Source organism: Bacillus sp. DWP3-1, assembly GCF_049896565.1.
Classification (GTDB): Bacteria; Bacillota; Bacilli; order Bacillales; family Bacillaceae; genus Bacillus.
In genome coordinates this window covers 224,799-250,297 of record NZ_JAFCUN010000007.1, presented here as the reverse complement: position 1 = coordinate 250,297, position 25,499 = coordinate 224,799, and the positions used below count along the sequence as shown (strand labels likewise).

The window sequence follows — 25,499 nt, the reverse complement described above, 5'->3', positions numbered from 1 at the left end:
CAAAGGGGAGAGGTCTAATGAAACGAATGCTATCTATTCGAATGATTTGTTGTTTGGTTTTGATGATCTTTAGTCTGCAATCCTTACTGCCTGGCATGATCACAGGAGGCGAGGTCAGTGCATCTGAAAAGAAGGAAATGGTGTGGAAGCAAAAAAAGATCGTGCAGATCAAAAAAGCCCGTCAGCTAATAGGAGAGACCGTGACGGTGAGCGGAATTGTGACAGCAGATCAATCCGCTGTAGGCAATGGGAAATTGTCCACATACATTCAAGACAAATCAGCTGGAATCAATATTTATTCAGCGCAGCCCAATCACTTCCCGGAACTAAAAGCAGGCATGAAGGTGACAGTGACTGGTAAGATCACGTCTTATAAAGGAATGATTGAAATTGTGCCAGATCAAGGCCGACTGAAGATAGATGCTGTGAATCAAACTTTGCCAAAGGCGAAGCGAGTGTCCGTTAAACAACTAGAAACGGATCAAGCCGGTAAACATGAAGGAAGACTAGTGAAGATTAAAGGCTATGTTGAGGCAAAACCAGCGCAGCCGGCTGGCGGTGGATACAATGTGGTGATCATTGATAAAAAATACCACAGCACCATCCTGAGAGTGATGGTCGATACAAATGCTATTGATAAAGTAAAGACAGGGAAATGGTACGAGTTTACAGGGGTGTTAAGCAGGTATGATACGCTGCAGGTGCTTCCAAGACATAAGGATGATATCAAACTGCTGAAACGCCAGCCAAAGCCGCCAAAGATGAAGAAGGAATACAAAGCAACAGTTGACCGTGTGGTGGATGGAGATACGATTCATCTAAAGAAGCCTGTTCTTGGTACAACAAAGGTGCGTTTTGTGAATATGGACACGCCGGAAACGTATCATAAGCCAAAAAATGAATTAGACCAAAACCAATTGCGTTTTGGACAGCAGGCGACTGACTATTTAAAAACACTTCTTTCAAGCGGTGACCAAGTCACATTAAAGATTGGTCCTGAAGCGAAGGACAGCTATGGACGTCTTTTAGCTCAAGTGAAGACCAAAAAAGGGCTAAATACAAATCTAGAGCTTGTAAAAAAAGGATATGCCCCTACTTATTTCATCTGGCCAGTTGGAGATGAAAAGGACTATCATACGTTTCAAAAAGCAGTAAAAGAAGCAAAAGAAAAAGGACTGGGCATATGGAACGAAGCGGATCCTCTGATGGAACAGCCGTTTGAATTTAGAGCACGAGAACAGAAAAAAGGACTGACACGCTATGTTGGTGACTCAGCTGTGAAAACCTACGTGTCCCCTGACAAATGGAAAGAAATCAATGTGGATAAACGGATCTTTTTTGCTTCCAAAGAAGAAGCAGAGCAGGCTGGCTATCAGCCGGCAAAGGATGCAAGCGAAGTACCATTAACGATTTTAAGTATGAATGATTTACACGGTAAAATTGATCAAGAATACGAGCTGGATCTCAAAGGTGATGGCAGTAAAGGCATGTACGGACGAATGGATTATGTCGCGGCCTATATGAAGCAAAAACAAGCAGCACACAAAAATACGATTACGGTCCATGCTGGAGATATGATTGGTGGGAGCTCTCCTATATCTTCTCTACTGCAAGATGAACCAACCGTTGAACTCATGGAGAACATTGGCTTTGATGTGGGCACGGTCGGCAACCATGAATTCGATGAAGGGGTCGACGAGCTATTGCGTATCTTAAATGGCGGAGAACATCCTAAAGGCACAAAGGGGTATGACGGACAGAACTTCCCGCTCGTTTGTGCGAACTGTGAATACAAGGATACAGGTAAGCCACTTTTACCGGCTTATGAAATCATCGATGTCGAAGGAATCCCAGTCGCATTTATCGGTGTTGTGACCAAGTCAGCCGCAGGAATGGTCATGCCAGAAGGGATTAAAGACATTCAGTTTACAGATGAAGTCAAAGCCGTGAATGAAGCCACGAAGGAACTAAAACAAAAAGGGGTTAAAGCCATTGCAGTTTTAGCTCATATGACAGCCTCTCAAAATGGCGATACGATCACTGGAGAGAGTGCAAAGCTTGCCAAAGAAGGTGATGATGAAATTGACGTCATCTTTGCAGGGCATAATCACGAAGTGGTCAATGGAGAGGTCAATGGGAAATTAATTGTGCAAGCCTTTGAATATGGGAAGGCGATTGGCGAAGTCAATGTGACACTTGACCGCAAAACGAAGGATATCGTCAAAAAGAGTGCAAATATCCAGTATGTAGATCAAGCTGGTATAGAAAAGGACAAGGAAGCAGCAGACATCTTGGCTCATTACGGGAAAGAAGTGGAGCCGATTATTAGTGAGGTTGTTGGAGAAGCTGGGGTCAAAATGGAAGGCGGCTATTCAAATGATGGAGACACGCCGCTCGGTAATTTGATTGCAGATGGTATGAGATATTCAATGAAAAGTGACTTTGCCATGATGAATGGAGGGGGCATTAGGCAAAACCTTGAAAAAGGGCCGATAACGTGGGGAGATCTCTTTAATATTCAGCCATTCGGCAACGTTTTAGTCAAACTGGAGATCAAGGGAAAAGACTTAGTTGAGATCATAGAAGCTCAAATTTCTCCACAATTTGGACCAGATTATAGCATTTCAGGCTTTTCATATTCCTATGATCCGGTAACATATAAAGTAGTCGACTTGAAGCTGCCAGATGGTTCAGCCGTAGCTTTCGATCAAACGTATACACTCACTGTGAATAACTTCATGGCAACTGCAACTGGCAGTAAATATGCACCAATAGGCAGACTTGGGAAAAACCCTGAAACAGGCCCAGAAGACTTAGAAGCCACTGTCGCTTTTGTCAAAAGCTTTGAGGGAGCTTCCATTGTGTATCAAAAAGAGGGGCGAATTCAAATAGCAAAACAAGAAGAAAAAGCAGCAAGCTAAAGAGCGTATCATCTAAGAGAAATGTAACAGGCAAAGGAGTTTAAGCATGAAAAAGTGGCTTGCACTGACTGTGATGACAGCCGGGATTGTTCTGCTCGGCTGGGGGATTTGGCAAATCGCCTCTACTCATCTTCAAACAGCCCAATCATTAGACGAAGCGAAGAAGGCTGTGGCGGACGATCAAGGGATGTCCAAAAAGCAGTTTGCTCCAGAAGTGGGGAAAGCTTCTGGCATCCTGACGATTCCAAAATTAAAAGCAGACCTTCCCATTGTCGAAGGGACGGATGCGGATGACCTTGCAAAGGGAGTAGGACACTACAAAGGCAGTTATTATCCTGATCAGAATGGACAAATCGTCCTATCTGGCCACCGTGACACGGTGTTTCGCCGGACAGGTGAACTGGATATTGGAGATCAGCTGAAAATCACTGTGCCGTATGGTGAGTTTGTGTATGAAATCACGCATACGAAAATTGTCGATCAGTATGATACATCCATTATTACGTTGCAGAATGAAAAGGAAGAGCTGATATTAACCACATGCTATCCTTTTCATTTCGTCGGCAATGCACCAGAGCGGTACATTATTTATGCAAAAAGAGCGTCTGTCTAAAGAAAAAGAGCCTGCTGATCATATGCAGGCTCCCAGCGTGTAGACAAACCCTTGCATTCGTTGTCAGATCTACGTTCCGGTGCTCGTCCTTCCTAGAACTGCAAAGGTTTTCTATCACGCTGAAAAGAAGAAAGGGCTAAAATAAGATTATTTTAGCCCTTTGTCAACAATCTGAGATCCTGCTAATCAAATGCAGGCTCTTTATTTTAATGGATGATTTTATTCATGAGCTGGTCCATATCAGGTGGTAGAGGTGCTTCGATGATCAGATGCTCACCTGTAAAGGGGTGTTTCATGTCAACTTGCTTGGCGTGAAGAGCACACCTGTTGATGTAATCACGAACTCCGTCATATAAAGTGTCCCCAGCTAGTGGATGCCCGAGACTGCTAAGGTGGACACGAATTTGATGCGTTCTACCCGTCTCTAATTGCAGTTTAACGGCTGTCATTTGCAGACGTTTATTCATGTCCATGACCTGAAAATGAGTCACAGCTTTTTGTCCAGTAGGGGAGATTCTTCGTCTGACTGCATGGTGTTTGTCACGGCCGATCGCTGCATCAATGGTGCCTTTCTTTTTTTTGAAAAGCCCCTCTGCGATGGCGATGTATGTTCGGCTGATTGTTTTTTTAGAAAGCATTTGATCAAGAGCCGCATGGGCTAATCTATGCTTTGCAAAAATGACGGTGCCGCTTGTGTCTTGATCCAGCCTGTGGATATGTCTCACCCTCTTTTCTTCTCCATTTGCTTGAAAATGGAAGGCCACAAGGTTAGCCAGTGTGCCCGTTTGTCCTTGTTCATTCGGATGAGTTGGCCGTCCGGCAGGTTTTTGCACAATTAATAAATGCTCGTCCTCGAAGAGCACCTCTAATTCACCGTATTCTGGTGCCACATCACTTTCTTCTGTTTCAAATAAATCAATGATGATCTGATCGCCTTTACTGACTTTAGCCGCGTGATGGGCAGGCTTTTGATTTAAACGGACTTTTTGATGCTCCATCCAAAAATGAATAATCGGTTTTGATGCAGATACGGCTGTCTTTAAAAAATGACTGAGTGATGTGTGATGATACTGCTCGTCTACTTTGAGTGAGAGCGTGTGCCCTTTTATGATCATGATATCCGTTCCTCTCTATGGGTATATATAGGAAACACTTACCTTGGCGAACGCCTTTTTTTCTGTGCTATTCTGAATGGAGAAATAACGACAGAGAGGTAGATGTCACGTGAGATTAATGAAAGCTGCTACAGACCTGCAAGAGCAGGCAATTGAAGAAATATCAAAGGAAGTTGAAGATCTTCTTTCTCATGCTGTCAATGGACAGCAGCGGGATATGCGTCAAAAAGACCGCTCCCTTACCTTTATTGATGGCGTATATAACGGGACGATGGATGATGCTTTTCGTATTTTATCGGGACTTCAGCTATTACATACCATAATTGTAAAACCGAAACGTCATATCACCAAACGTGATCGTGAGCTATTCGAGCGGAACCGTGAGCAGGTCAATGCCTGCGGCTTTTCTTTTCCGTTTGATCTAGATGATTTTGTCAGCCGTCACCTTCAAAATGCGTAAAAGATGGTGTGAACTTCCTTGTTAACTTACAAGGCCCTCGCACATACTATTTTTAAGGGAACGGAGAAACCTTTAAGATCTGTAATACCAAACCCGCTCTTTTTCAACATTGCCTATTTCTCCACGAATCGGAGCGCTTGGATCTCTTACAGAATGAACAGAACACGGGTAGGAGCCTGACAAAACGGTGCAGGCTCCTTTTATACATAATCATTTTAGCAGACATTCATCTTTGAAAGTCAATTTTATTCACGATATGATAGCATGGAGTATATGTTTAAGACTTTTGTAAAAAAAAGGAGTGGCCTCGTTGGTAAAGGCGATTATATTTGATTTTGACGGATTAATTTTAGATACAGAAACACATGAATATGAGGTTTTACAAGAAATGTTTGCGGAGCATGAGTCAGATCTGCCTCTTTCCGTATGGGGCAAGGTCATTGGCACGCAGGCAGGCTTTAAGCCATTTGAATATTTGGAAAAGCAGCTAGGAAAGACGCTGGATCATGAGACACTCACAGCAGATCGGCGTTCTCGTTTTCAAAAAAGAATGAAGGACGAATCAGCAAGACCTGGCGTAGAAGCTTATTTAGAAGCAGCAAAGGAGCTCGGGATCAAGATTGGACTTGCTTCCAGCTCAGACTATAAATGGGTGTCAGATCACCTAAAGCAGATTGGTCTTTTCGACTACTTTGAATGTATCCGCACGTCAGATGATGTGGAAGAAGTCAAACCAAATCCAGAGCTCTATTTGCAAACCGCACGCTGCTTAGGGGTAGAGCCAAAAGATTGCGTGGCATTTGAGGATTCTGTGAATGGATCAGTAGCTGCCAAACGGGCAGGTATGAAATGTGTCATCGTCCCAAACAAAGTGACGAGCACGCTGCAATTTGAAGAATATGATGTCAGATTAGAATCCATGGCTGAAATCGAATTGCTCCAGCTATTCCATCAGCTTGAAAAAGAGGATCAGTAAGGGGGCAAAAACATCATGGCAGAAAAACTAGACTTAACGCGGTTTGAAAAAAGAATGGTGATCCGTAATATCCGTGAAGAGGATATTGACCGAATCATTGCCTTGCAAGAGGTATGCTTTCCAGGCATGGACCCTTGGAAACGAGAGCATCTTGAAAGCCACCTTGAGCATTTCCCAGAAGGACAGTTTTGTGCTGAATTCGAGGGAGAAATCATTGGCTCTTGTTCAAGTTTATTAATTAACTTTGATGAATACGATGATCGCCACACGTGGCAGGACATTACAGATGATGGGTACATCACAAACCATAATCCTGATGGGATGAATATGTACGGAATCGAAGTCATGGTGGGTCCTGAGTACCGCCGCATGAAAATTGGGCATCGTTTGTATGAAGCAAGAAAAGACTTAGCGAGAAGATTAAATTTAAAAAGCATCATCATTGGCGGACGCATTCCGAATTATCATAAATACCAAGAGGAAATGACGCCTCGCCAGTATGTGGAGCAGGTGATGCTTCACCAAATCTATGATCCCGTTTTATCTTTTCAGCTGTTAAATGAATTTAGTCTCATGCGGATCAATCCGAATTACCTGCCGGATGATAAAGCATCCAGCACATATGCGACGTTAATGGAATGGAACAATGTCGACTATCGCCCGCAATCGAAAAGATATTATAAATCGGCGTTCCCCGTTCGAATTTGTGTGATTCAATATGCGATGAAACAAATTCATTCCTTTGAGGAATTTATGAATCAGGTGGAGTATTATGTGGATGTCGCATCAGATGCATCAGCTGACTTTGCCGTATTCCCAGAAATTTTTACGACGCAGCTCATGTCTTATTTAGAAGAGCGTTCACCAAGTCTTGCCGTACAGCGGATTACGGAATATACCGAGGACTACATTAATTTGTTCACAGACCTTTCTGTGAAATATAACATTAATATCATCGGCGGGTCCCACTTTGTAGAAGAGGAAGGGAAAATCTACAATATCGCCTATTTATTTAGACGTGATGGAACGATTGAAAAGCAATATAAACTTCACATCACGCCGAATGAAAGAAAATGGTGGGGGATTTCAGCTGGTGACCAGGTCCGGGTATTTGATACAGACTGCGGCAAAATTGCGATCCAAATTTGCTACGATATTGAATTTCCTGAGCTTGCACGGATCGCGGCTGACAAAGGAGCGAAAATTATTTTCACTCCGTTCTGTACAGAAGACCGCCAAGGCTATTTAAGAGTACGTTACTGTGCACAGGCGAGAGCGGTTGAAAATCAGATTTATACCGTCATCTCGGGAACAGTTGGCAACCTTCCGCAAACCGAAAATATGGATGTTCAATATGCACAATCGGCTATATTTGCCCCATCAGACTTTGAATTTGCAAGAGATGGGATTGTAGGAGAGTGTAATCCAAACATTGAGATGGTTGTCGTTGGTGATGTCGATTTAGAAATTTTAAGAAGACAAAGGCAAGACGGGACCGTACGTCAGCTGAAAGACCGAAGAAGAGACGTGTACCATATTGAATATAAAAAATAATGAAAGGAAGCGCCTATTGTTGAGGCGCTTCTTTTTGATGACATTTTTTAAAGAGACAATGTGGCGCCATGAGCGATCGCTTTCACTGCTAAAAAAGGGACATCTGATTGGATAAGATTTTTTCGATTGACAAAGGGATGCTGGAGCAAAAGCAGAATATACTGAAAGGAGATCATGTGTTCAAAAAGGAGAGGAATATGGGGCGACAATCTAAACATCTGTATATCAATTTGCCGGTAAAGCACGTGAAGGAATCTATCGCTTTTTTTGAGCAGCTGGGTTTTGACTTTGAGCAGCAGTTCACGAATGATCAGGCGGCCTGTTTGGTCATTGATGACACGATCACCGTCATGCTGTTATCTCTTAGGCATTTTCAATCCATCTCAGAGAAACAATTAGTGGACGCAAAAGAGGCATCAGAGGTGATTATCTCTATTCGTGTCAATTCACGAGAAGAGGTCGATGAGCTTGTCGAGCAGGCAATGGCAGCAGGCGGTTCACCGTTTAAGGAGAAGCAGGATCATGAGTTCATGTATGGATGGAGCTTTCAGGATCTTGATGGTCATTTGTGGGAAGTGTTTTATATGGATGAGGAAAGAAGCGGCCTTTCATAAGGGTGCTTCTTTTTTATTGTTTATCAGTGGTATGATAATGAGGAAGCAGAAGGAATCTGGAATTCAACTAGAGAAAAGTAGGTGCAGCATGGAGTTTTTACTTGTCTTACTGCCAGTGTTCGGCATATTTCTGATTGGGTATATCGGGCAGAAGGCGATTGGTTTTGACATACATACGCTCTCATCAATGTCTTTATATTTAATGTCACCATTTCTTGCGTTTGAAACCTTTTATCAAAACAAAGTGTCGATGGACTATGTGTATTTATCCATTTTTGTTGTCGGGCTTTGTCTTGCACTTATTTTATGTGTCTTTATATTATCTCGTATTTATGGTTATTCGAATGAAACGTATTGTGCCATGATTCTGTCGTCAGCCTTTATGAACAATGGAAACTACGGCACGCCCGTTGTGCTGCTTGTCTTCGGAGCAGCAGGTTTGGATATTGCGATCGTGTTGATGGTGCTGCAGCAGCTTGTCATGAGTACAATCGGCATGTATTATGCAGCAAAGGGCGGAGAGGATGCGGGAGATGGAAAGGTCGTGCTGAAAAAAGTGCTTCGTATGCCGGTTGCTTACGGGGCGCTCATCGGTCTATTATTTCAGCTGATTGACCTTTCATTACCTAAAGAGCTGATGACGGGTATTCAGCTTGTAGGGAATGCTGCCATACCGACGATTATGCTTATTTTAGGTATGCAGCTTGCCGTGATCTCTTTTAAGCAAGTGGATTATCGAAATATTTCTTATGCTGTATTGCTGAAGCTGTTTATCTCCCCACTCATCGCATTTGGCTTTACGGTTATTTTACCGGTAGATGATATGGTGAAACAAATTATGATCTTAGTGGCAGCCATGCCGACAGCAGCAAATACCACGCTGATGGCTGTACAATTTCGAACGAAGCCTGAGTTTGTCTCAAGCACGACATTTCTCAGTACAATCTTAAGTATCGTGACATTACCAGTTTTATTATGGATTTTATCCATGCACCCTCTGGGATAGGGGATAGGCGGCAAACAAAGGGGGACATATGAATGAATGTAGATGTTCATTTCCAAGTGAGTGACGTGTTGAAAACGAAGCATTTTGCGCATGCAAAAGTGTTAGCAGGGGAAAAAGGATTGTTTCGGCAGGTCAAATGGATCCATGTGTTAGAAGTGCCTGATGTAGAGGATTTGTTAAATGGAGGCGAGCTTATATTAACGACAGCCGCAGGCTTCCATGATCAACTGGATGTGTTTCAAGCGTTTTTACGGCAGCTGATTGATTCAGGGGCAGCCGGCTTGTGTATTGAATTTGTTCCGCTAAGATTCGATGTGCCGGAAGAATTGCTGACCTATGCAGAAGAAAGAGATTTTCCGCTTATTCTGTTTACAAAAGAAGTGAAGTTCGTCAACATCACGCAGCATCTTCATACGATGATGATCGAGCGTCAGTATCAAATGATGGCAGATTTAGAAGCACTATCATCAAAGCTGAATGAGCTTTTACTGACCCCGCATCCGCAGATGGATATTTTGGATCAAGTGTATCAGCACGTAAGGGGGATTCTTTTACTCCTCCCTGTTCAGGGCGAGCCGATTATTTTATGTGATTCTTCCAAACCAACCGAAGAACTGGTTATGAATTATTTACAGTTTGCTTCCGTGCCAAAAGGATACGAAGTGACGCAAAAACAAGTGCTTGCACTCAAACAAACATTTGCAGATCTTGTGCTCATTCATCAAGCGGACACGCTCTCTGAATTTGAACTGCTCGTGATGGATAAAGGAGCGAATGCTCTTGCCCAGCAAACATTAAGAGAGCTTTATACAGAAGAGCTGAAGAAAACAAAAGAGAATGAATGGCTGCAAAAATGGTTCCAAGAAGAGCATACAGAACGAGAGATCATAGAGCACCTTGAAGAAACAGAAGGGTTGAAAAAGCCAACTGGCTGCGTAGTTTTGCTCTTTCAAAAGCATCATCAAATCGAAGAAATCGCAGGGAATCTTTACTTTCTTGTATCTTGCCGCTCCATTTTTCAGCGTGCGGGTTTCTATCTGATTGCATATGAGCATCAAGGACAAACCTTGTTTATTTTATTAAACACGAGAAAGAAAGAGGACTGGAAAGAGCGTGCAGAAAAGGCTGCAAACGACATCAAACAATTGTATGACCGGGAGCAGCCCCGAGGGGCCGAGATCAATTTTGGTATCGGTCAATATTGTGAACAGTTTCAGCACATGAGAAAAAGCTTTCAAGCAGCCAAAGAAGTGCTGCATTTAAAAAAAGTGATGCCTCAGCGGGTGGAAAGTCCATTTTACCAAGATCTACATATGCTTCGTCTCATGCCTATGATGAAGGAAAGCGGTCTGCTTGAATGCATGGTGAAAGAGTATTTAGAGCCCGTGATTTTATACGATAATCAAAATAGCGGGAGACTCTATCAAACGCTGAATATCTTTTTACAGACAAACGGTTCTAAAAAAGAAACCGCAAGCCAGCTCTATATTGTTAGGCAAACCCTTTATCATAGACTGGATAAACTGCATGCCTTACTTGGTGAGGATATGATGCAAGCGCCGAAACGCCAGGCACTTGAATTTGCAATTCTTGCTTATGAATTCCTGCAAGGAAATCGACGTTAGCGGAGTGTGTTCAATTTGCCAAGGCATCAAGAAAAGTGTCTTATGATGGTGTTCAATCAGTTGACGATCTGTCTAATGTAATCGGCCTGCCCCCTTTTTTATAATGAAAGAAACTGTCAAGTTCCAGTTTCATATGCCTCACGTTTCATCCATATAATGAATGGAGAGGCAATGTGCTGCTTGAACTGGTCTAAGCTTCTTTAATGATGAAAACGGATACATGGGGGCGGGAAGATGAAAATACATGAGCAGGCGCAAAATCTTCAGGCGAAAGATGATCAGTTGATCTGGCATCATATGAAAGGGACAAACAAGGAAAATGAAAGTATGGTTATTCACGAGGCAGAAGGCGCATGGGTGACAGATATTCATGGAAATCGCTATTTAGACGGGATGTCAGGTCTTTGGTGTGTAAATGCCGGATATGGCCGCAAAGAGCTTGCAGAAGCGGCGTATAAGCAATTAAAGACAATGCCTTACTATCCGCTTACACAAAGCCACGTGCCGGCGATTCAGCTGGCTGAAAAGCTAAATGAGTGGCTTGGCGGGGACTATGTCATCTTCTTTTCTAACAGCGGTTCTGAAGCCAATGAAGCCGCATTTAAAATTGTCAAACAATATCATGCGCAAAAAGGAGAGAGTACAAGGACAAAGTTCATCTCCCGGTACCGGTCGTATCACGGCAATACAGCAGCTGCTCTTGCCGCAACCGGTCAAGCGCAGCGTAAATATAAATATGAACCATTAGGTCAGGGCTTTATCCACGTTGCACCTCCTGATGTGTATCGTCATCCTGAGGACCAAGAGAATTTGGCGAGTGCTGCGGCGATTGATCAGGCTATGACGTGGGAACTAAGCGAGACCATTGCTGGGGTCATTATGGAGCCGATCATTACGGGCGGAGGTATCTTAATGCCGCCAAAAGGGTATTTGAAGAAGGTCAAAGACATCTGTGAAGCTCATGGGGCGCTTCTTATCGTAGATGAAGTCATCTGCGGCTTTGGCCGGACAGGGAAGCGGTTTGGTTTTATGCATGAGGAAGTAAAACCGGATATTATCACCATGGCAAAAGGGATTACAAGCGGCTATTTACCGCTTTCTGCAACGTGCGTGAAACGAGAAATCTATGAAGCTTATGCAGGGGAAGATACGTATGACCGGCTGCGCCATGTGAATACATTTGGCGGTCACCCTGCTTCCTGTGCGGTGGCACTTGCCAACCTAGAGATTATGGAAAACGAGCAATTAGTGGAACGGTCAGATGCGCTGGGGCGAGATATGCTTGAACGTTTGCAAGAGTTAAAAGAGCACCCATTTGTCGGAGATGTCAGAGGAAAAGGCTTGCTGTTTGGCATTGAGCTTGTTCAGGATCAGCAGTCCAAAAAACCAGCTGAGCTACATGTTGTCGGTCAATTGATCGCAGAATGTAAAAAACGCGGGCTGATCATCGGGAAAAATGGTGATACAGTTGCCGGCTATAATAACGTTGCCCAGCTTGCACCGCCGCTTAATATCACAGATGATGACGCCTCATTTATCATCAATACCTTAAAAGAAAGCATGGCACAGCTATAGCAGAGAGACTTCTCTGCTTTTTTCTATGGAATAAAAGCATGCTTTCCAGCATTGATGATGTGAGGTGAAATCGGTATTGGACATACTAGGTGTATTGAAAAATAGAAGAGTTTCTATTACTGTTAGGAGAAGACTGATCCAATACACTTTTGAAGGAGACGGCATATGAGTTTTCATGATCAACCTATTCTACCTGCTGTTCGCAATATGAAGCAATTTGAGGAATTTTTAAAAAGTCCATTTACATATGGTGTCTTACTTGATGTTCACTTAGGCCGGCTAAAGGGCATCATGAATGAGGCAAATGCTCATCACAAAAAAATGTTTGTCCATGTCGATCTCATTCACGGGATTAAACATGATGAGTATGGAACGGAATTTATTTGTCAGGAAATGAAGCCTGCAGGAATTATTTCTACTAGGTCTTCTGTCATAGTAAAAGCTAAGCAAAAAAAGGTATATGCCATTCAGCGAATGTTTTTACTTGATACGAGTGCCATGGAAAAAAGCATGGAGTTCGTCGGGAAACATCGTCCAGATTTTATTGAAGTGTTGCCGGGAGTCGTACCAGATTTAATTACAGAAGTGCGCGAGCGAGCTGGGATCCCAATATTTGCAGGCGGATTTATCCGTACAAAAGAAGATGTAGAAAGAGCGCTTGAAGCAGGGGCTACAGCTGTGACGACCTCGAATACCACCCTTTGGAAAGCGTTCCAAAAGTGAAAAAGATAAAATGTGAATATTTATTGACAACGTTTTCATCCTCTGATACTATTGCACTAAGTTAATATCATGTGATGGAGAAACGGAGATCCACAACAGCGCTTTACTAGGTGACAAATGACCCTGATGTAAAGTATGTTTGTTGTGGATCTTTTTCTTTATCTTTTCTACACATTCATAGGGGATGGCAACTGAACCAGAGGAGGAATTTTTCATGACACCATTTTGGGGAGAAGTCGTAGGTACAATGCTGCTCATCATTTTTGGAGGCGGTGTGTGTGCGGCAGTTAATTTAAAGAAATCGCTCGCATATCAATCCGGATGGATTGTAATCGCTTTCGGATGGGGATTTGCAGTGGCCATTGCAGCTTATGCAACGGGTGGAATCAGTGGAGCGCATTTAAATCCCGCACTAACAATTGGGCTTGCGCTAGAAGGAAGTTTTCCTTGGGCTGATGTTCCAATGTATATTATTGGTCAAATGCTTGGCGCATTAATAGGGGCTATTATCGTCTTTTTACATTACTTACCGCACTGGAAAGCAACTGATGATCCAGGTGCAAAGCTAGGTGTATTCTCAACTGGTCCTGCGATTCCGCATACTTTTGCAAACGTACTTAGTGAAGTCATCGGTACATTTGTATTGGTTCTAGGAATCTTAGCGATTGGTGCAAATAAATTTGCAGACGGAGTCAATCCGCTGATTGTTGGTTTCTTAATTGTTGCAATTGGTCTTTCTTTAGGTGGAACAACTGGTTATGCAATTAACCCTGCACGTGATTTAGGTCCGAGAATTGCACATGCGATCCTGCCGATTCCAGGGAAAGGCCCATCGAATTGGAAATATGCTTGGGTGCCAGTTATTGGTCCAATTTTAGGCGGCGCATTTGGCGGTGTTTTCTACAATGCAGCCTTTAAAGCGAACGTCACTCCAGCCTTTTGGATTGTAAGCGTTATTTTAGTTGTGGTATTGTTAGGACTCTATGTCTCTACGAAAAACCAAACAAATGCTGTAAATGAAAGTATGTAAGGGGAGGAAAACATCATGACAAAAGAAAAATATATTCTTGCATTAGATCAAGGGACCACAAGCTCAAGAGCAATCTTATTTGATCAAGAAGGCAAAATTGCACATACAGCTCAGAAGGAATTTAATCAATATTTTCCGAACCCAGGCTGGGTAGAACACAATGCAAATGAAATTTGGAGCTCTGTTCTATCGGTCATTTCAACAGCTTTAATTGAATCAGGAATTGAAGCAGACCAAATCGCTGGTATCGGAATTACGAACCAGCGTGAGACAGCTGTTGTTTGGGATAAACATACAGGCGCACCTATTTACAATGCAATTGTTTGGCAGTCAAGACAAACGTCTGGCATTTGTGAAGATTTAAAAGCGCAAGGACACAATGAAACGTTTAGAAATAAAACAGGTCTTCTCATCGATGCTTATTTCTCAGGTACAAAGGTCAAATGGATTTTAGACAATGTAGAAGGTGCCCGTGAGAAAGCAGAAAATGGCGACTTACTGTTTGGCACAATCGATACTTGGCTTATTTGGAAGATGACAGGCGGTAAATCACACGTCACAGATTATTCCAATGCGTCAAGAACGTTAATGTTCAACATTTACGATCTGAAATGGGATGAAGAATTACTTGATATCCTTGGCGTACCTGCATCTATGCTTCCGGAGGTGAAACCATCTTCACACATTTATGGTGAAACAACAGACTATCACTTCTTCGGCAGAAATATTCCGATTGCAGGAGCGGCGGGAGATCAGCAGGCTGCTTTATTCGGTCAGGCTTGCTTTGAAGAAGGAATGGCGAAGAACACATATGGTACAGGATGTTTCATGTTGATGAATACAGGGGAAAAAGCCATTAAGTCGGATCATGGTTTATTAACGACGATTGCATGGGGCATTGACGGCAAAGTTGAATATGCTTTAGAAGGAAGTATTTTCGTTGCTGGCTCAGCGATTCAGTGGCTGCGTGACGGACTGAGAATGTTTAAAGACTCGAAAGACAGCGAAACATATGCAGAGCGCGTTGAGTCAACAGAGGGCGTATATGTCGTTCCGGCATTCGTTGGTCTAGGCACACCATACTGGGATAGTGATGTCAGAGGCGCTGTTTTCGGGTTAACACGCGGTACTTCTAAAGAGCACTTTGTCCGAGCAACGTTAGAATCACTTGCTTATCAAACGAAAGATGTGTTAGATGCGATGGAAAAGGATTCAAACATTTCATTAAAAACATTGCGCGTTGATGGCGGAGCTGTGAAGAATGATTTCTTAATGGGCTTCCAAAGTGATCTGTTGGATGTGCCTGTAGAGCGTCCAGAAATTAATGAAACGACGGCACTCGGTGCGGCCTATCTTGCGGGAATAGCAGTTGGCTTCTGGAACGACCGTTCAGACATTGCAAAACAATGGAACCTTGACAAGCGCTTTGACCCTAAGATGGAAGAGGACAGCCGTGACTCGTTATACAGCGGGTGGAAAAAGGCTGTAAAAGCAGCTCAAGCTTTCAAATAAACCAAAAGTATGGTATACTTCAAGTAAGTTAATAGAACGGTTGGAGAACTGGAGAGACCGCAGGCACCGAAGTGTAGAAATACGCTTTGGGTGTTTGCGGTCTCTTTTTCTTTACCGTACAACATGGGAGGAACAAGAGATGACTTTTTCTAGCTTAGAAAGGGAACAAATGCTGCAGGAAATGACAAAAAAACCATATGATGTGTTTATCATTGGCGGGGGTATTACAGGCGCTGGTACAGCACTTGATGCGGCTTCACGCGGGATGCGCGTTGGCCTTGCAGAAATGCAGGATTTCGCAGCAGGTACGTCTAGCCGCTCAACGAAACTAGTGCACGGTGGACTTCGTTATTTAAAACAATTCGAAGTGAAGATGGTCGCAGAGGTCGGTAAAGAGCGTGCCATTGTATACGAAAACGGTCCTCATGTGACAAGACCAGAATGGATGCTTCTTCCGATGCATAAAGGCGGGACATTCGGTAAGTTTTCAACATCCATTGGGCTTAGAGTGTATGACTTTTTAGCTGGTGTAAAGCATAGCGAACGCAGAAGCATGCTAAGTGCGAAGGAAACACTTGCAAAAGAACCGCTTGTGAAAAAGGACGGCTTAAAAGGCGGCGGCTACTATGTTGAATACCGTACAGATGATGCACGCCTGACAATCGAAGTCATGAAAGAAGCTGTGAAATTCGGGGCAGAAGCGGTCAACTATGCGAAAGTAAAAGAATTTATTTATGATACAGGCAAAGTTGTCGGTGTTGTCATTGAAGATGTCATGACGCAGAAAACCTACGATGTGTATGCGAAGAAAATCGTCAATGCGACAGGTCCATGGGTCGATCAGCTAAGAGACAAGGATCACTCAAAAGAAGGGAAGCACTTACAGCATACAAAAGGTATTCACTTAGTATTCGACCAATCAGTCTTCCCATTAAAACAAGCGATCTACTTTGACACACCTGATAAACGTATGGTCTTTGCGATTCCAAGAGAAGGCAAAACGTACGTTGGAACAACAGATACAGTGTACAAAAAGCAGCTGGAACATCCGCGTATGACAAAAGCAGATCGTGATTATGTCATCAAAGCGATTCAATACATGTTCCCTGATCTCAATATTACAGAAAAAGATGTTGAATCTAACTGGGCTGGTCTTCGTCCACTCATTCATGAAGAGGGCAAAGACCCTTCAGAAATTTCTCGTAAGGATGAAGTATGGACATCATCTTCAGGCTTAATTACCATTGCTGGCGGTAAATTAACAGGCTACCGCAAAATGGCTGAGCACATTGTGAATCTCGTACGTGATGGACTGAAAGAAGAAACGGGCAAAGACTTCGGGCCATGTAAAACAAAGCATATGCCAATTTCAGGCGGTCATGTAGGCGGGTCTAAAAATATGGCATCCTTTGTCCAAGCGAAAACAGCAGAAGGAGTATCTGTTGGTTTAACAGAACCGATTGCTCAAAAACTCGCTGAAAAATATGGCTCAAACGTCAGCAGTCTCTTCAAGCGTGTAGAGCAGCTTCAAGGTGAAGCAGACAAACGAAACATTCCAGCGTATGTACTGGCAGAGCTTGTCTATGCAATCGAAGAAGAATTAGCTGTTACCCCTGTTGATTTCTTCTTAAGAAGAACAGGAAGCCTATTATTTAATATCAACTGGGCGAAAAAATATGCACAGCCTGTCGTTGACTATATGGCAGAGCGTTTTGGCTGGGATGAAGCAGCAAAACAGAAACATCAAACAGAATTAGATCAACTATTCCATGAAGCAGTTGTACCACTTGATGCTGAATAAAAGAAAAGCCGATCATGTATCGGCTTTTTTATTTGTTCAGCATTTTCTTCATCTGCCAATGATATAGCATGACATAAAGGATGATTCCATATAAAATAACAGTAGATGTATTTTATTGATGATAAGAGCTGGGAGGACGACCATGAGTTGGAAGACGAATTATGAGCGATGGATCAATGAGAAGCACCTGGATACTGAGCTAAGGGAATGGCTGGAGGCACATCAAGATGATCAATTAGCACTTGAAGACTGTTTCTACAAAAACCTTGAGTTCGGCACTGGAGGAATGCGCGGAGAGATTGGTGCCGGCACGAACCGAATGAATGTGTACACGGTTCGTAAAGCATCTGCAGGCCTTGCTGCGTATATTGCGAAACATGGAGAGGATGCAAAAAGAAGAGGCGTCGCCATTGCATATGATTCACGCCATAAATCGCCTGAATTTGCGATGGAAGCAGCCAAAACTCTTGCTTCACAGGGCATTCAAACATACGTATTTGACGAACTGCGTCCAACACCGGAGCTCTCCTTTGCTGTTCGAGAGCTGAATGCATTTGCTGGGATTGTCGTAACAGCAAGTCATAATCCACCAGAATATAATGGCTATAAAGTATATGGAGAAGACGGCGGACAGCTGCCTCCACTTCAAGCAGATCAAGTCATTCAAGAAGTAGATGCAATAGAAAATGAACTGTCGATTTCAGTTGATTCAGAAGAAACGTTAAAACAACAAGGGCTGATCAAGATGATCGGAGAAGAAATCGATCATGCGTATATTGAAAAATTAAAAACCATCAGTGTCCACCCTGAGCTGGCAGGTGAGGTCGATGTCAAAGTCGTTTTTACCCCGCTTCATGGTACGGCCAACCAGCCTGTCCGAAAAGGGCTTCAGGCTTTAGGCTATCAGCATGTGACCGTTGTGCCTGAACAGGAAAAACCAGATCCGCAATTTTCAACAGTGACATCGCCAAATCCAGAGGAGCATGCAGCATTTGAGTATGCCATCAAGCTTGGCGAAAAGCAGAATGCTGATATCCTCATTGCAACAGACCCAGATGCGGATAGGTTAGGCATTGCGGTCAGAGATCATGATGGAGAGTTTACCGTCTTAACAGGCAACCAAACAGGAGCCCTGCTGCTCCATTATTTATTGTCTGAAAAACAAAAGCTTGGTCAGCTGCCGCCTCGTCCCGTTGTGATGAAAACGATTGTCACAAGTGAGCTTGGGCGTGCTGTTGCTTCAGCATTTGGTGCCCATACGATTGACACGCTTACTGGTTTTAAATTTATTGGAGAAAAAATCAAGCAATTCGAAGAGAGCGGAGAATACACGTTTCAATTCGGGTACGAAGAAAGCTATGGCTATTTGATCGGTGACTTTGCCCGAGATAAAGATGCGGTGCAAGCGGCGCTGTTAGCTGTCGAAGTCGCTGCTTTCTATAAAAAACAAGGCAAGTCCTTGTACGACGCGCTTGTCGATATGTTCAAGGAGTTTGGATTTTACCGGGAAGGGTTAAAGTCGTTAACCTTAAAAGGAAAAGAAGGAGCAGAGCAAATTTCAGCGATCCTTCATACCTTTAGAACAAATCCACCAGCTGCTATCGCGGGTCAGCGCATCACTGTCATCGAGGATTACCAATCAAGTCAAAGACACCTCGTTGCCGAAAAGAAAGAAGAAACCATTCACCTGCCAGCTTCAAACGTGCTGAAATATTTCCTTGAGGATGGCTCGTGGTTCTGCTTAAGACCTTCCGGCACTGAGCCTAAAGTGAAATTTTATATTGCAGTCAAAGGTACATCTTTAACAGATAGCGAAGAAAAGCTGAAGCATCTGTCAGAAGAAGTGATGAAAGTCGTTTATGAGATTGTGGAAGAAACAGCTAAATAAACAAACAAGGCCATCGTGTGAATGCATGATGGCTTTTTCTCAGTCAAAAGGATGAGAAAAAATCATCCTTTTAGCGAAAGAACCGGCAGAATGCTCATGATATAATGAGCGTAATGAAAAGAGAAGGCAGCAAATGCCGGGGGTAAACAGTATGGGAGAATATCAAGAGAAGGTTGAAACATTAAAAACGTTAAAAGAAATTGCTGAAAAGCTAAATGAAGGCACGGAAATGAAAGATACGCTTCATGAAGTGCTCCATATGCTGATGGATGTCACAGGCTTTCATTCAGCATGGATTTATTTTATAGAAAAAGACGGTTCGTACGAATTGATGGCAGAGGTCTCCTTACCCGAAGCGCTGGCAAAGCATCAAAAACAGCTCATGTGCCAAAACGATTGCTATTGCATCAATCGATACACAAAAGGTTCACTTCAATCTGCCACAAACATTATGAATTGTAAACGCATCGAAACGGCGATGAAAAAGCAGCTTGGGGATACTGAAGGAATTACGCATCATGCGACGGTTCCCCTCAAAGCATGTAAGCGTACGTTCGGATTATTGAATGTGGCGGCAAAAGGAAAAGTCACATTTACGCAAGAAGAATTGAACTTGCTTGAAAGCATTGCGCTTCAAATTGGTACCGCCATTCAACGGATGAAGCTTGTGCAAAACGAACATCAACATGCTCTTTTGGAAGAAAGAAACCGGCTTGCACAGGACTTACATGATTCCGTCAACCAGATGCTATTTTCAGTCAGTCTGACTGCTAAAGCTGCCCGTCAAATGACTAATGATCAGAATCTAGGGGAAATGATTGATTTTATTCAGCATTTGTCACAAGATGCACTGGTTGAAATGCGGTCACTCATTTGGCAGCTAAGGCCAAGAGGACTTGAAAAAGGATTCACTACAGGAATTCAAGAGTATGCAAAGCTTTTAGGATTACGCTGTACATTATCGTTATTAGGCTGTATGGAGATGGATCATTCGCAGCATGAAACGTTGTTTCGGGTATGCCAAGAAGCGCTGAATAATTGTCAAAAACATGCGGGAGTAGAGGAAGTCAAGGTCCAGCTTGAACAATCAAAAGACACGTTTGAGATGAAAATTATCGACCGCGGAAAAGGGTTTCAGTATGACGAGCAAATGAGCCTCCCTTCACTTGGTCTGAAAGGCATGTCTGACCGTATCAAAAGAGCTGGTGGAACATTTTGTATAGAGTCTGAGCTCGGTAAAGGAACCACCATTCAAGTGAAGGTGCCATTTTCTCAAGAAAGGAAGGGGTCGTCATGAGAGTCGTGATTGCAGATGATCATCATATTGTGAGAAAAGGGCTTGTGTTTTTCTTGCAGACACAGCCTGACGTCGAAATCGTTGGTGAGGCTTCTAATGGAGAAGAAGCATTAGAAGTTGTCAGACAAACGCGGCCTGACATCGTTCTAATGGATCTATCGATGCCTGTGATGAATGGTATTGAAGCCACGAAACAAATGATGCTGGAAATGCCCGATACCCGCATTGTGATTCTGACAAGCTATGCGGATAAAGATTATGTTATTCCCGCTATTCAAGCAGGGGCAAAAGCCTATCAGCTCAAGGATGTAGCGCCAGAAAAGCTCCTTACGACAATGATTGACGTACAAAAGGGCACCTATCAATTAGATGCTCATATCACCAACTTTCTTGTGCAGCATTTGACTGAGCCAAAAGAGCAAAAATGGAAGTTAATGAAAGAGCTGACCAATAGAGAGCGAGATGTCTTATTCGAAATTGCAAAGGGGAAAAGCAATAAAGAAATTGCCTCATCACTGTTTATTTCTGAAAAGACTGTCAAAACACACGTATCTCATGTATTATCAAAACTAGAGCTGGCAGATCGTACACAAGCGGCTCTGTATGCAGTGGATTATCAAAAAAATCAGCCGAAAGAGCTGCTATGACAGAAGGGAATTTAGTCGTTATGCTAAAACTTTTAAGCGCACATTCAATTCAATGAATTGAATAAAAAAGAGCACAGATGTTGGTTTATTTGACGTGCCCTTTTGCGTAAAAAGAGAAGCATGTCCAGTCTAATTTCTAATAATGAAACGATAAAAGGCTTGATGAGTATATGCTCATCAAGTCTTTTTTTATTTTGAGGGAGGTGATGAACCGGCTGACTAAAGGTGAATTTAAAAAAGGAGGGAACAAAGTGGAGACATATGAATTAGTGAATGGTTATCGCCATGATGACAAATTGAAAGAAAGCTTTAATGCGTTAGCGATCAATACATTTGATTTGGATTTTAGTGACTGGTATAAAAGAGGGTACTGGGATGAAAAATATATTCCTTATTCCTTTGTCCATCACGGGAAAGTGATCTCAAACGCTTCCGTCTACCTCATGTCCCTGATCATTGATGGCCAAACGTATCGAGCTGTTCAAATTGGCACGGTGATGACGGATCAAGCCTACCGCCATAAAGGATTAGCGACAAAGTTAATGCAGCATATTATGGATACGTACGAAAATGACTATGATATGATTTTTCTTTTTGCCAATGAAACTGTACTGGATTTTTATCCAAGATTCGGCTTTACCCGTTACCACGAAAGCGAATTTAGTCTAAATATCGGCAAAAGCGCCATTCAAATGAAAAAGGACATGCGCAAAAAGCAGCTGACGTTGGAACATGACCTGCCATTACTTGAACAGTTCGCAGAAAAACGTCAAACGGGATCAATGAAATTAGATGCTGAAGACCATGGCAGCTTATTGATGTTTTATTTTACATTCGTTTGGCCGGATGCCATTTTCTATATTGAAGCGTTGGATACCATTGTCCTGATGAATGAAGAAAATGAAACCATACATGTCTTTGATATCATTTCTCTCCAGCCGCAAAATATAGAGGAAGTTGTTGCACATATTGTGAATGAAACGACGGAAAAAGTGATATTCTATTTTACACCTGATACGTCAATTGACGGCTTACATGTGGTTATGGCGCCAAATGACGAGGATGCGCTGTTTATTTATACAAAAAAAGAATGGGTAAAAGACCACTTTATGCTTCCAATCACTGCGCACTGCTAAGTGTATGTAAAAAGGCTGATAATCAGCCTTTTTCTTTATGTGTACATCGGTTGTGAATAAACTTCAGAAGCAGCAGCCTCTGAAGCATGGTCAATGTACTGCAGGAGCCCATATAAACATTTTTCAACATCAGCATCGTTCCGGTTAAATTGATACGCGTGTAAGAAATGCTCAATACGTTTCGAGAGCAAGTCATCTTGCGTACGTACCATAAGAATAAGTAAATTATCCCATTGCGAGCGATGCGTATAATAAAGTGCTTTATCATAATCCGCCACATTCATCAAACCTTCTCCTTTCCCTTGAGAAGTCCTCATTAGTTTGCTCGGAACATATCGACATTTTCAGGGGAAAAGTTGGTGTCCGCATTAATCATGTACCGGGAATTTTAGGCTGAATAAATGCTTCATGTATGAAAAAGGATCGACCAGCAAAACATAAACAAAATATACATGAAAGTGAGATCAATGATATTATGCAGCCGAAATGGTGGATGCCTTTTGCAGCAGGAATGGTTTTGTATGGCATTTTCATGATCCATCCTGCAGCAAATGCAGCGATGCAGCCTGTTGAAAATTGGGAAAGACTTGCGTACACAGCGTTGCAAGAGGAATATGAAGGCGCCGCTTTAAACGATTATCAATATATTGGGCGTACACAAGTAAATGAAGATCAGACAAAAGATGTGTTTCGCGTCACCGTGAAGGAAGGCTCAACGCTTTTCGCCGCACATGCAGAAATCTATTTTCACCCGGTGACCGGTCATTTGATTAGTATTAACGTATTCCGGCTATAAAAAAAGCACCTCTAATAAAGAGGTGCTCATTACGGATCAATTATTTCATGCTTCCTTGAAGGTATGAGCGAATATCCACACCAAGTGAATCGGCTAATCGTTGTCCGTAGTCTTCGTCTGCACGATAGAAGTTGCAGATCGCAAGTAATTTTGTTTTGTCATTTACATCTTTCAGGTCAGCTGTTAGGTTTTTGATCAATGCTTGCTTCTCTTCTTCAGAGTAGCTTCGATATTTTTCCCCAGCTTGTTTGAAATCGTTCGGTTTTTCAATTTTTTGTCTCACCATACGGTCACCGTGAAGAACTTGCTCACTTTCTTTGTAGTGAGGATTTTCTTTTGGCTGATCATCGTAACGGTTTGGTTCATAGTTAATATGACCGCTTGGACGAGTCGTTGTCATAAAGCCATCCTGCTGATTATTGTGTACTGGTGCATAAGGACAGTTCACCGGAATGCGCATGTAGTTTGCACCAAGACGATGACGCTGCGTATCAGGATATGAGAACAGACGGCCTTGAAGCAGTTTATCTTCTGATGCTTCGATTCCTGGAACAAGTGCACTTGGCGTGAAAGCAGATTGCTCTGTTTCAGCAAAGAAGTTCTCAGGATTGCGGTTGAGTGTCATGCGTCCTACTTTTTGAAGCGGATAATCTTCCTCGCTCCATGTCTTTGTTGGATCACATGGATCATAGTCAAGGTCATCATAATCGCTAAGCGGCATCAGCTGGACATATAAGTCCCATGCTGGGTAATGGCCATTTTCAATGCGGTCATATAAATCTCTTGTCGCATGCTGGAAATCATTCGCTTGGATTTCTGCTGCTTCTTCCATAGATAAATTGCGAATACCTTCTGAAGGTCTCCAGTGATATTTCACATATTTTGTTTCTCCATATTTGTTGACCCATCTAAATGTATGCACACCAGAACCGCGCATTTCAGCGTAACTCGCAGGGATTCCTTCATCAGAGAAGAGCCATGTGAGCATATGAGTTGATTCAGGTGTTAAGGTCATAAAATCCCAATAACGGTCAGGATCTTGGATATTGGTTACAGGATCTGGCTTGAGAGAGTGAACCATATCAGGGAATTTCAATGCATCACGTATAAAGAAGATCGGCAAGTTGTTACCAACTAGATCATAGTTACCTTCTTCTGTGTAAAATTTGACAGCAAAGCCGCGCGGGTCACGCAATGTTTCAGGTGAACCTTTAGGATGAATAACTGTTGAGAAGCGAACAAAAACGTCTGTCTGTTTTCCTTCTTCACTTAAGAAGTCAGCTTTTGTATGTTTCTCCATGCTATTTTCAACTTCAAACACACCATAAGCGCCGGCGCCTCTTGCATGAACGACACGCTCTGGAATACGTTCACGATCGAAGTGTGCAAGTTTTTCAATCAAATGGTAATCATCAAGAAATGTAGGTCCGCGGTGACCAGCTGTTCTTGAGTTTTGGTTATCGCCAACAGGCACGCCTTGATTCGTTGTCAAATTTTTATGATTTGAATTTGTCATTCTTTTCTCCTCCTGTAAACAAAAAAATGATTTCTAGTAATCTATATACCCTAATTATATTAAATCAAACCTGATAGTCAATATTTATTTATAATAATTTTAAATTAATTATTATTACAAGAAGGTAAAGAAAAAGACGAAAGAAAAGAATTCTTTCGCCTAAAGGAGGAGCTCTCTAAGAGCATCTTTGTTTTGAGTTAAATCTTTTAATGTGTATTGATCAAGAACGCGTAAGTAAGCAGTAAGTGCTTCATGAAGTACATGCTTTAATGAACAAATCGGAGAGATGATACAGCTGTTTTTCTTTGAATCAAAGCATTCAACCATGACTAAATCATCCTCAGTATAACGGACAACTTCTCCAATATTAATGCTTTCTGGGCTTTTCCCAAGCCTAATCCCGCCATTTCTTCCACGGATCGTTTCCACATACCCGCGTTTTCCAAGATGATAAATCACCTTAGTCAGATGATTTTTAGAAATGCCATAAACATCGGCGATCTGCTGAATATTTGACAGTTCATTGTTTTCTCTTGATGCTAAATAAATGAGTACTCTTAATGAGAAATCTGTATAATTCGTTAGTTTCATTTTGACGACCTCTAAACCTGATAGAGTTTTGTATCATCGTAACACATTTTAGACAAAAACTGTTCGAGAAAGTGTTAAATGTGACAACATTTAAAACATGTAT

At 42.5% G+C, this 25,499-nt stretch carries 22 protein-coding genes; 18 read left to right on the top strand and 4 right to left on the bottom strand.

Annotation, left to right across the window (positions count from 1 at the left end):
• Nucleotides 1-17 precede the first annotated feature (17 nt).
• Nucleotides 18-2,921 carry a 5'-nucleotidase C-terminal domain-containing protein gene (locus tag ACP7A0_RS16215; RefSeq protein ID WP_426005763.1) on the top strand — a complete coding sequence of 968 codons (2,904 nt, stop codon included), beginning with the start codon at nt 18-20 and terminating at the stop codon, nt 2,919-2,921.
• 46 nt (nt 2,922-2,967) lie between these two features.
• On the top strand, nt 2,968-3,534 hold the full coding sequence (locus ACP7A0_RS16210; RefSeq protein WP_106048757.1) for a class D sortase: 567 nt from the start codon (nt 2,968-2,970) through the stop codon (nt 3,532-3,534).
• A gap of 206 nt (nt 3,535-3,740) precedes the next feature.
• Here the strand turns inward: ACP7A0_RS16210 and ACP7A0_RS16205 are convergent, their stop codons facing one another.
• Nucleotides 3,741-4,649, bottom strand: coding sequence for an RluA family pseudouridine synthase (locus ACP7A0_RS16205; RefSeq protein ID WP_060595846.1), 909 nt, complete (start codon nt 4,647-4,649; stop codon nt 3,741-3,743).
• Nucleotides 4,650-4,758: 109 nt separating this feature from the next.
• On the opposite strand from ACP7A0_RS16205, the gene ACP7A0_RS16200 reads away from it, so the two are divergent.
• The 15 genes from ACP7A0_RS16200 to ACP7A0_RS16130 all read left to right on the top strand — a co-directional run bounded on the left by ACP7A0_RS16200 (nt 4,759) and on the right by ACP7A0_RS16130 (nt 22,493).
• Complete coding sequence (locus tag ACP7A0_RS16200) at nt 4,759-5,109, top strand: DUF5365 family protein (RefSeq protein ID WP_060595847.1); 351 nt, start codon at nt 4,759-4,761, stop codon at nt 5,107-5,109.
• Between the two features lie 310 nt (nt 5,110-5,419).
• Nucleotides 5,420-6,085: an HAD family hydrolase gene (locus ACP7A0_RS16195; RefSeq protein WP_003211898.1), complete on the top strand. Its 666-nt coding sequence runs from the start codon at nt 5,420-5,422 to the stop codon at nt 6,083-6,085.
• A gap of 15 nt (nt 6,086-6,100) precedes the next feature.
• On the top strand, nt 6,101-7,639 hold the full coding sequence (locus tag ACP7A0_RS16190) for a bifunctional GNAT family N-acetyltransferase/carbon-nitrogen hydrolase family protein (RefSeq protein ID WP_066031113.1): 1,539 nt from the start codon (nt 6,101-6,103) through the stop codon (nt 7,637-7,639).
• A gap of 197 nt (nt 7,640-7,836) precedes the next feature.
• Nucleotides 7,837-8,253 (top strand): VOC family protein, encoded by a 417-nt coding sequence (locus ACP7A0_RS16185; RefSeq protein WP_066031112.1) that lies wholly within the window; start codon nt 7,837-7,839, stop codon nt 8,251-8,253.
• An 88-nt stretch (nt 8,254-8,341) separates the two neighbouring features.
• Nucleotides 8,342-9,259, top strand: a complete 918-nt coding sequence (locus tag ACP7A0_RS16180) for an AEC family transporter (RefSeq protein WP_034663910.1) — start codon at nt 8,342-8,344, stop codon at nt 9,257-9,259.
• 32 nt (nt 9,260-9,291) lie between these two features.
• Nucleotides 9,292-10,884 carry a PucR family transcriptional regulator gene (locus ACP7A0_RS16175; protein ID WP_106041402.1) on the top strand — a complete coding sequence of 531 codons (1,593 nt, stop codon included), beginning with the start codon at nt 9,292-9,294 and terminating at the stop codon, nt 10,882-10,884.
• A 234-nt stretch (nt 10,885-11,118) separates the two neighbouring features.
• Nucleotides 11,119-12,459: an aspartate aminotransferase family protein gene (locus ACP7A0_RS16170; protein ID WP_066031110.1), complete on the top strand. Its 1,341-nt coding sequence runs from the start codon at nt 11,119-11,121 to the stop codon at nt 12,457-12,459.
• 165 nt (nt 12,460-12,624) lie between these two features.
• Nucleotides 12,625-13,182 (top strand): glycerol-3-phosphate responsive antiterminator, encoded by a 558-nt coding sequence (locus ACP7A0_RS16165; RefSeq protein ID WP_034663739.1) that lies wholly within the window; start codon nt 12,625-12,627, stop codon nt 13,180-13,182.
• A gap of 214 nt (nt 13,183-13,396) precedes the next feature.
• Entirely contained in the window at nt 13,397-14,212 is an 816-nt protein-coding gene (locus ACP7A0_RS16160; protein ID WP_060595849.1) for an MIP/aquaporin family protein, read from the top strand.
• Nucleotides 14,213-14,227: 15 nt separating this feature from the next.
• Nucleotides 14,228-15,724 (top strand): glycerol kinase GlpK, encoded by a 1,497-nt coding sequence (glpK, locus tag ACP7A0_RS16155; protein ID WP_106036599.1) that lies wholly within the window; start codon nt 14,228-14,230, stop codon nt 15,722-15,724.
• A 139-nt stretch (nt 15,725-15,863) separates the two neighbouring features.
• Nucleotides 15,864-17,525 (top strand): glycerol-3-phosphate dehydrogenase, encoded by a 1,662-nt coding sequence (glpD, locus tag ACP7A0_RS16150; protein ID WP_375567156.1) that lies wholly within the window; start codon nt 15,864-15,866, stop codon nt 17,523-17,525.
• A gap of 142 nt (nt 17,526-17,667) precedes the next feature.
• The gene (locus ACP7A0_RS16145; protein ID WP_066031108.1) at nt 17,668-19,413 is read left to right on the top strand and encodes a phospho-sugar mutase; all 1,746 of its coding nucleotides are present in this window, start codon (nt 17,668-17,670) and stop codon (nt 19,411-19,413) included.
• Between the two features lie 151 nt (nt 19,414-19,564).
• Nucleotides 19,565-20,710, top strand: coding sequence for a GAF domain-containing sensor histidine kinase (locus ACP7A0_RS16140; RefSeq protein WP_066031107.1), 1,146 nt, complete (start codon nt 19,565-19,567; stop codon nt 20,708-20,710).
• The gene (locus tag ACP7A0_RS16135; RefSeq protein WP_106031618.1) at nt 20,707-21,357 is read left to right on the top strand and encodes a response regulator; all 651 of its coding nucleotides are present in this window, start codon (nt 20,707-20,709) and stop codon (nt 21,355-21,357) included. The genes ACP7A0_RS16140 and ACP7A0_RS16135 overlap by 4 nt, the downstream gene beginning before the upstream one ends.
• Nucleotides 21,358-21,608: 251 nt before the next feature.
• A complete protein-coding gene (locus tag ACP7A0_RS16130; RefSeq protein ID WP_060595855.1) occupies nt 21,609-22,493 on the top strand; it encodes a GNAT family N-acetyltransferase in 885 nt (294 codons plus the stop codon).
• 35 nt (nt 22,494-22,528) lie between these two features.
• Here ACP7A0_RS16130 and ACP7A0_RS16125 read toward each other — a convergent pair whose 3' ends face one another.
• On the bottom strand, nt 22,529-22,777 hold the full coding sequence (locus ACP7A0_RS16125) for a YhdB family protein (protein WP_024426598.1): 249 nt from the start codon (nt 22,775-22,777) through the stop codon (nt 22,529-22,531).
• 128 nt (nt 22,778-22,905) lie between these two features.
• Between ACP7A0_RS16125 and ACP7A0_RS16120 the strand changes: the two genes are divergently transcribed.
• Nucleotides 22,906-23,289, top strand: a complete 384-nt coding sequence (locus tag ACP7A0_RS16120) for a YqzG/YhdC family protein (RefSeq protein WP_060595857.1) — start codon at nt 22,906-22,908, stop codon at nt 23,287-23,289.
• A gap of 40 nt (nt 23,290-23,329) precedes the next feature.
• Here the strand turns inward: ACP7A0_RS16120 and ACP7A0_RS16115 are convergent, their stop codons facing one another.
• Both ACP7A0_RS16115 and ACP7A0_RS16110 read right to left on the bottom strand, forming a co-directional pair.
• Complete coding sequence (locus tag ACP7A0_RS16115; RefSeq protein ID WP_066031106.1) at nt 23,330-24,805, bottom strand: catalase; 1,476 nt, start codon at nt 24,803-24,805, stop codon at nt 23,330-23,332.
• A 159-nt stretch (nt 24,806-24,964) separates the two neighbouring features.
• Nucleotides 24,965-25,396 carry an Rrf2 family transcriptional regulator gene (locus ACP7A0_RS16110; RefSeq protein ID WP_034663719.1) on the bottom strand — a complete coding sequence of 144 codons (432 nt, stop codon included), beginning with the start codon at nt 25,394-25,396 and terminating at the stop codon, nt 24,965-24,967.
• Between the last annotated feature and the right edge of the window lie 103 nt (nt 25,397-25,499).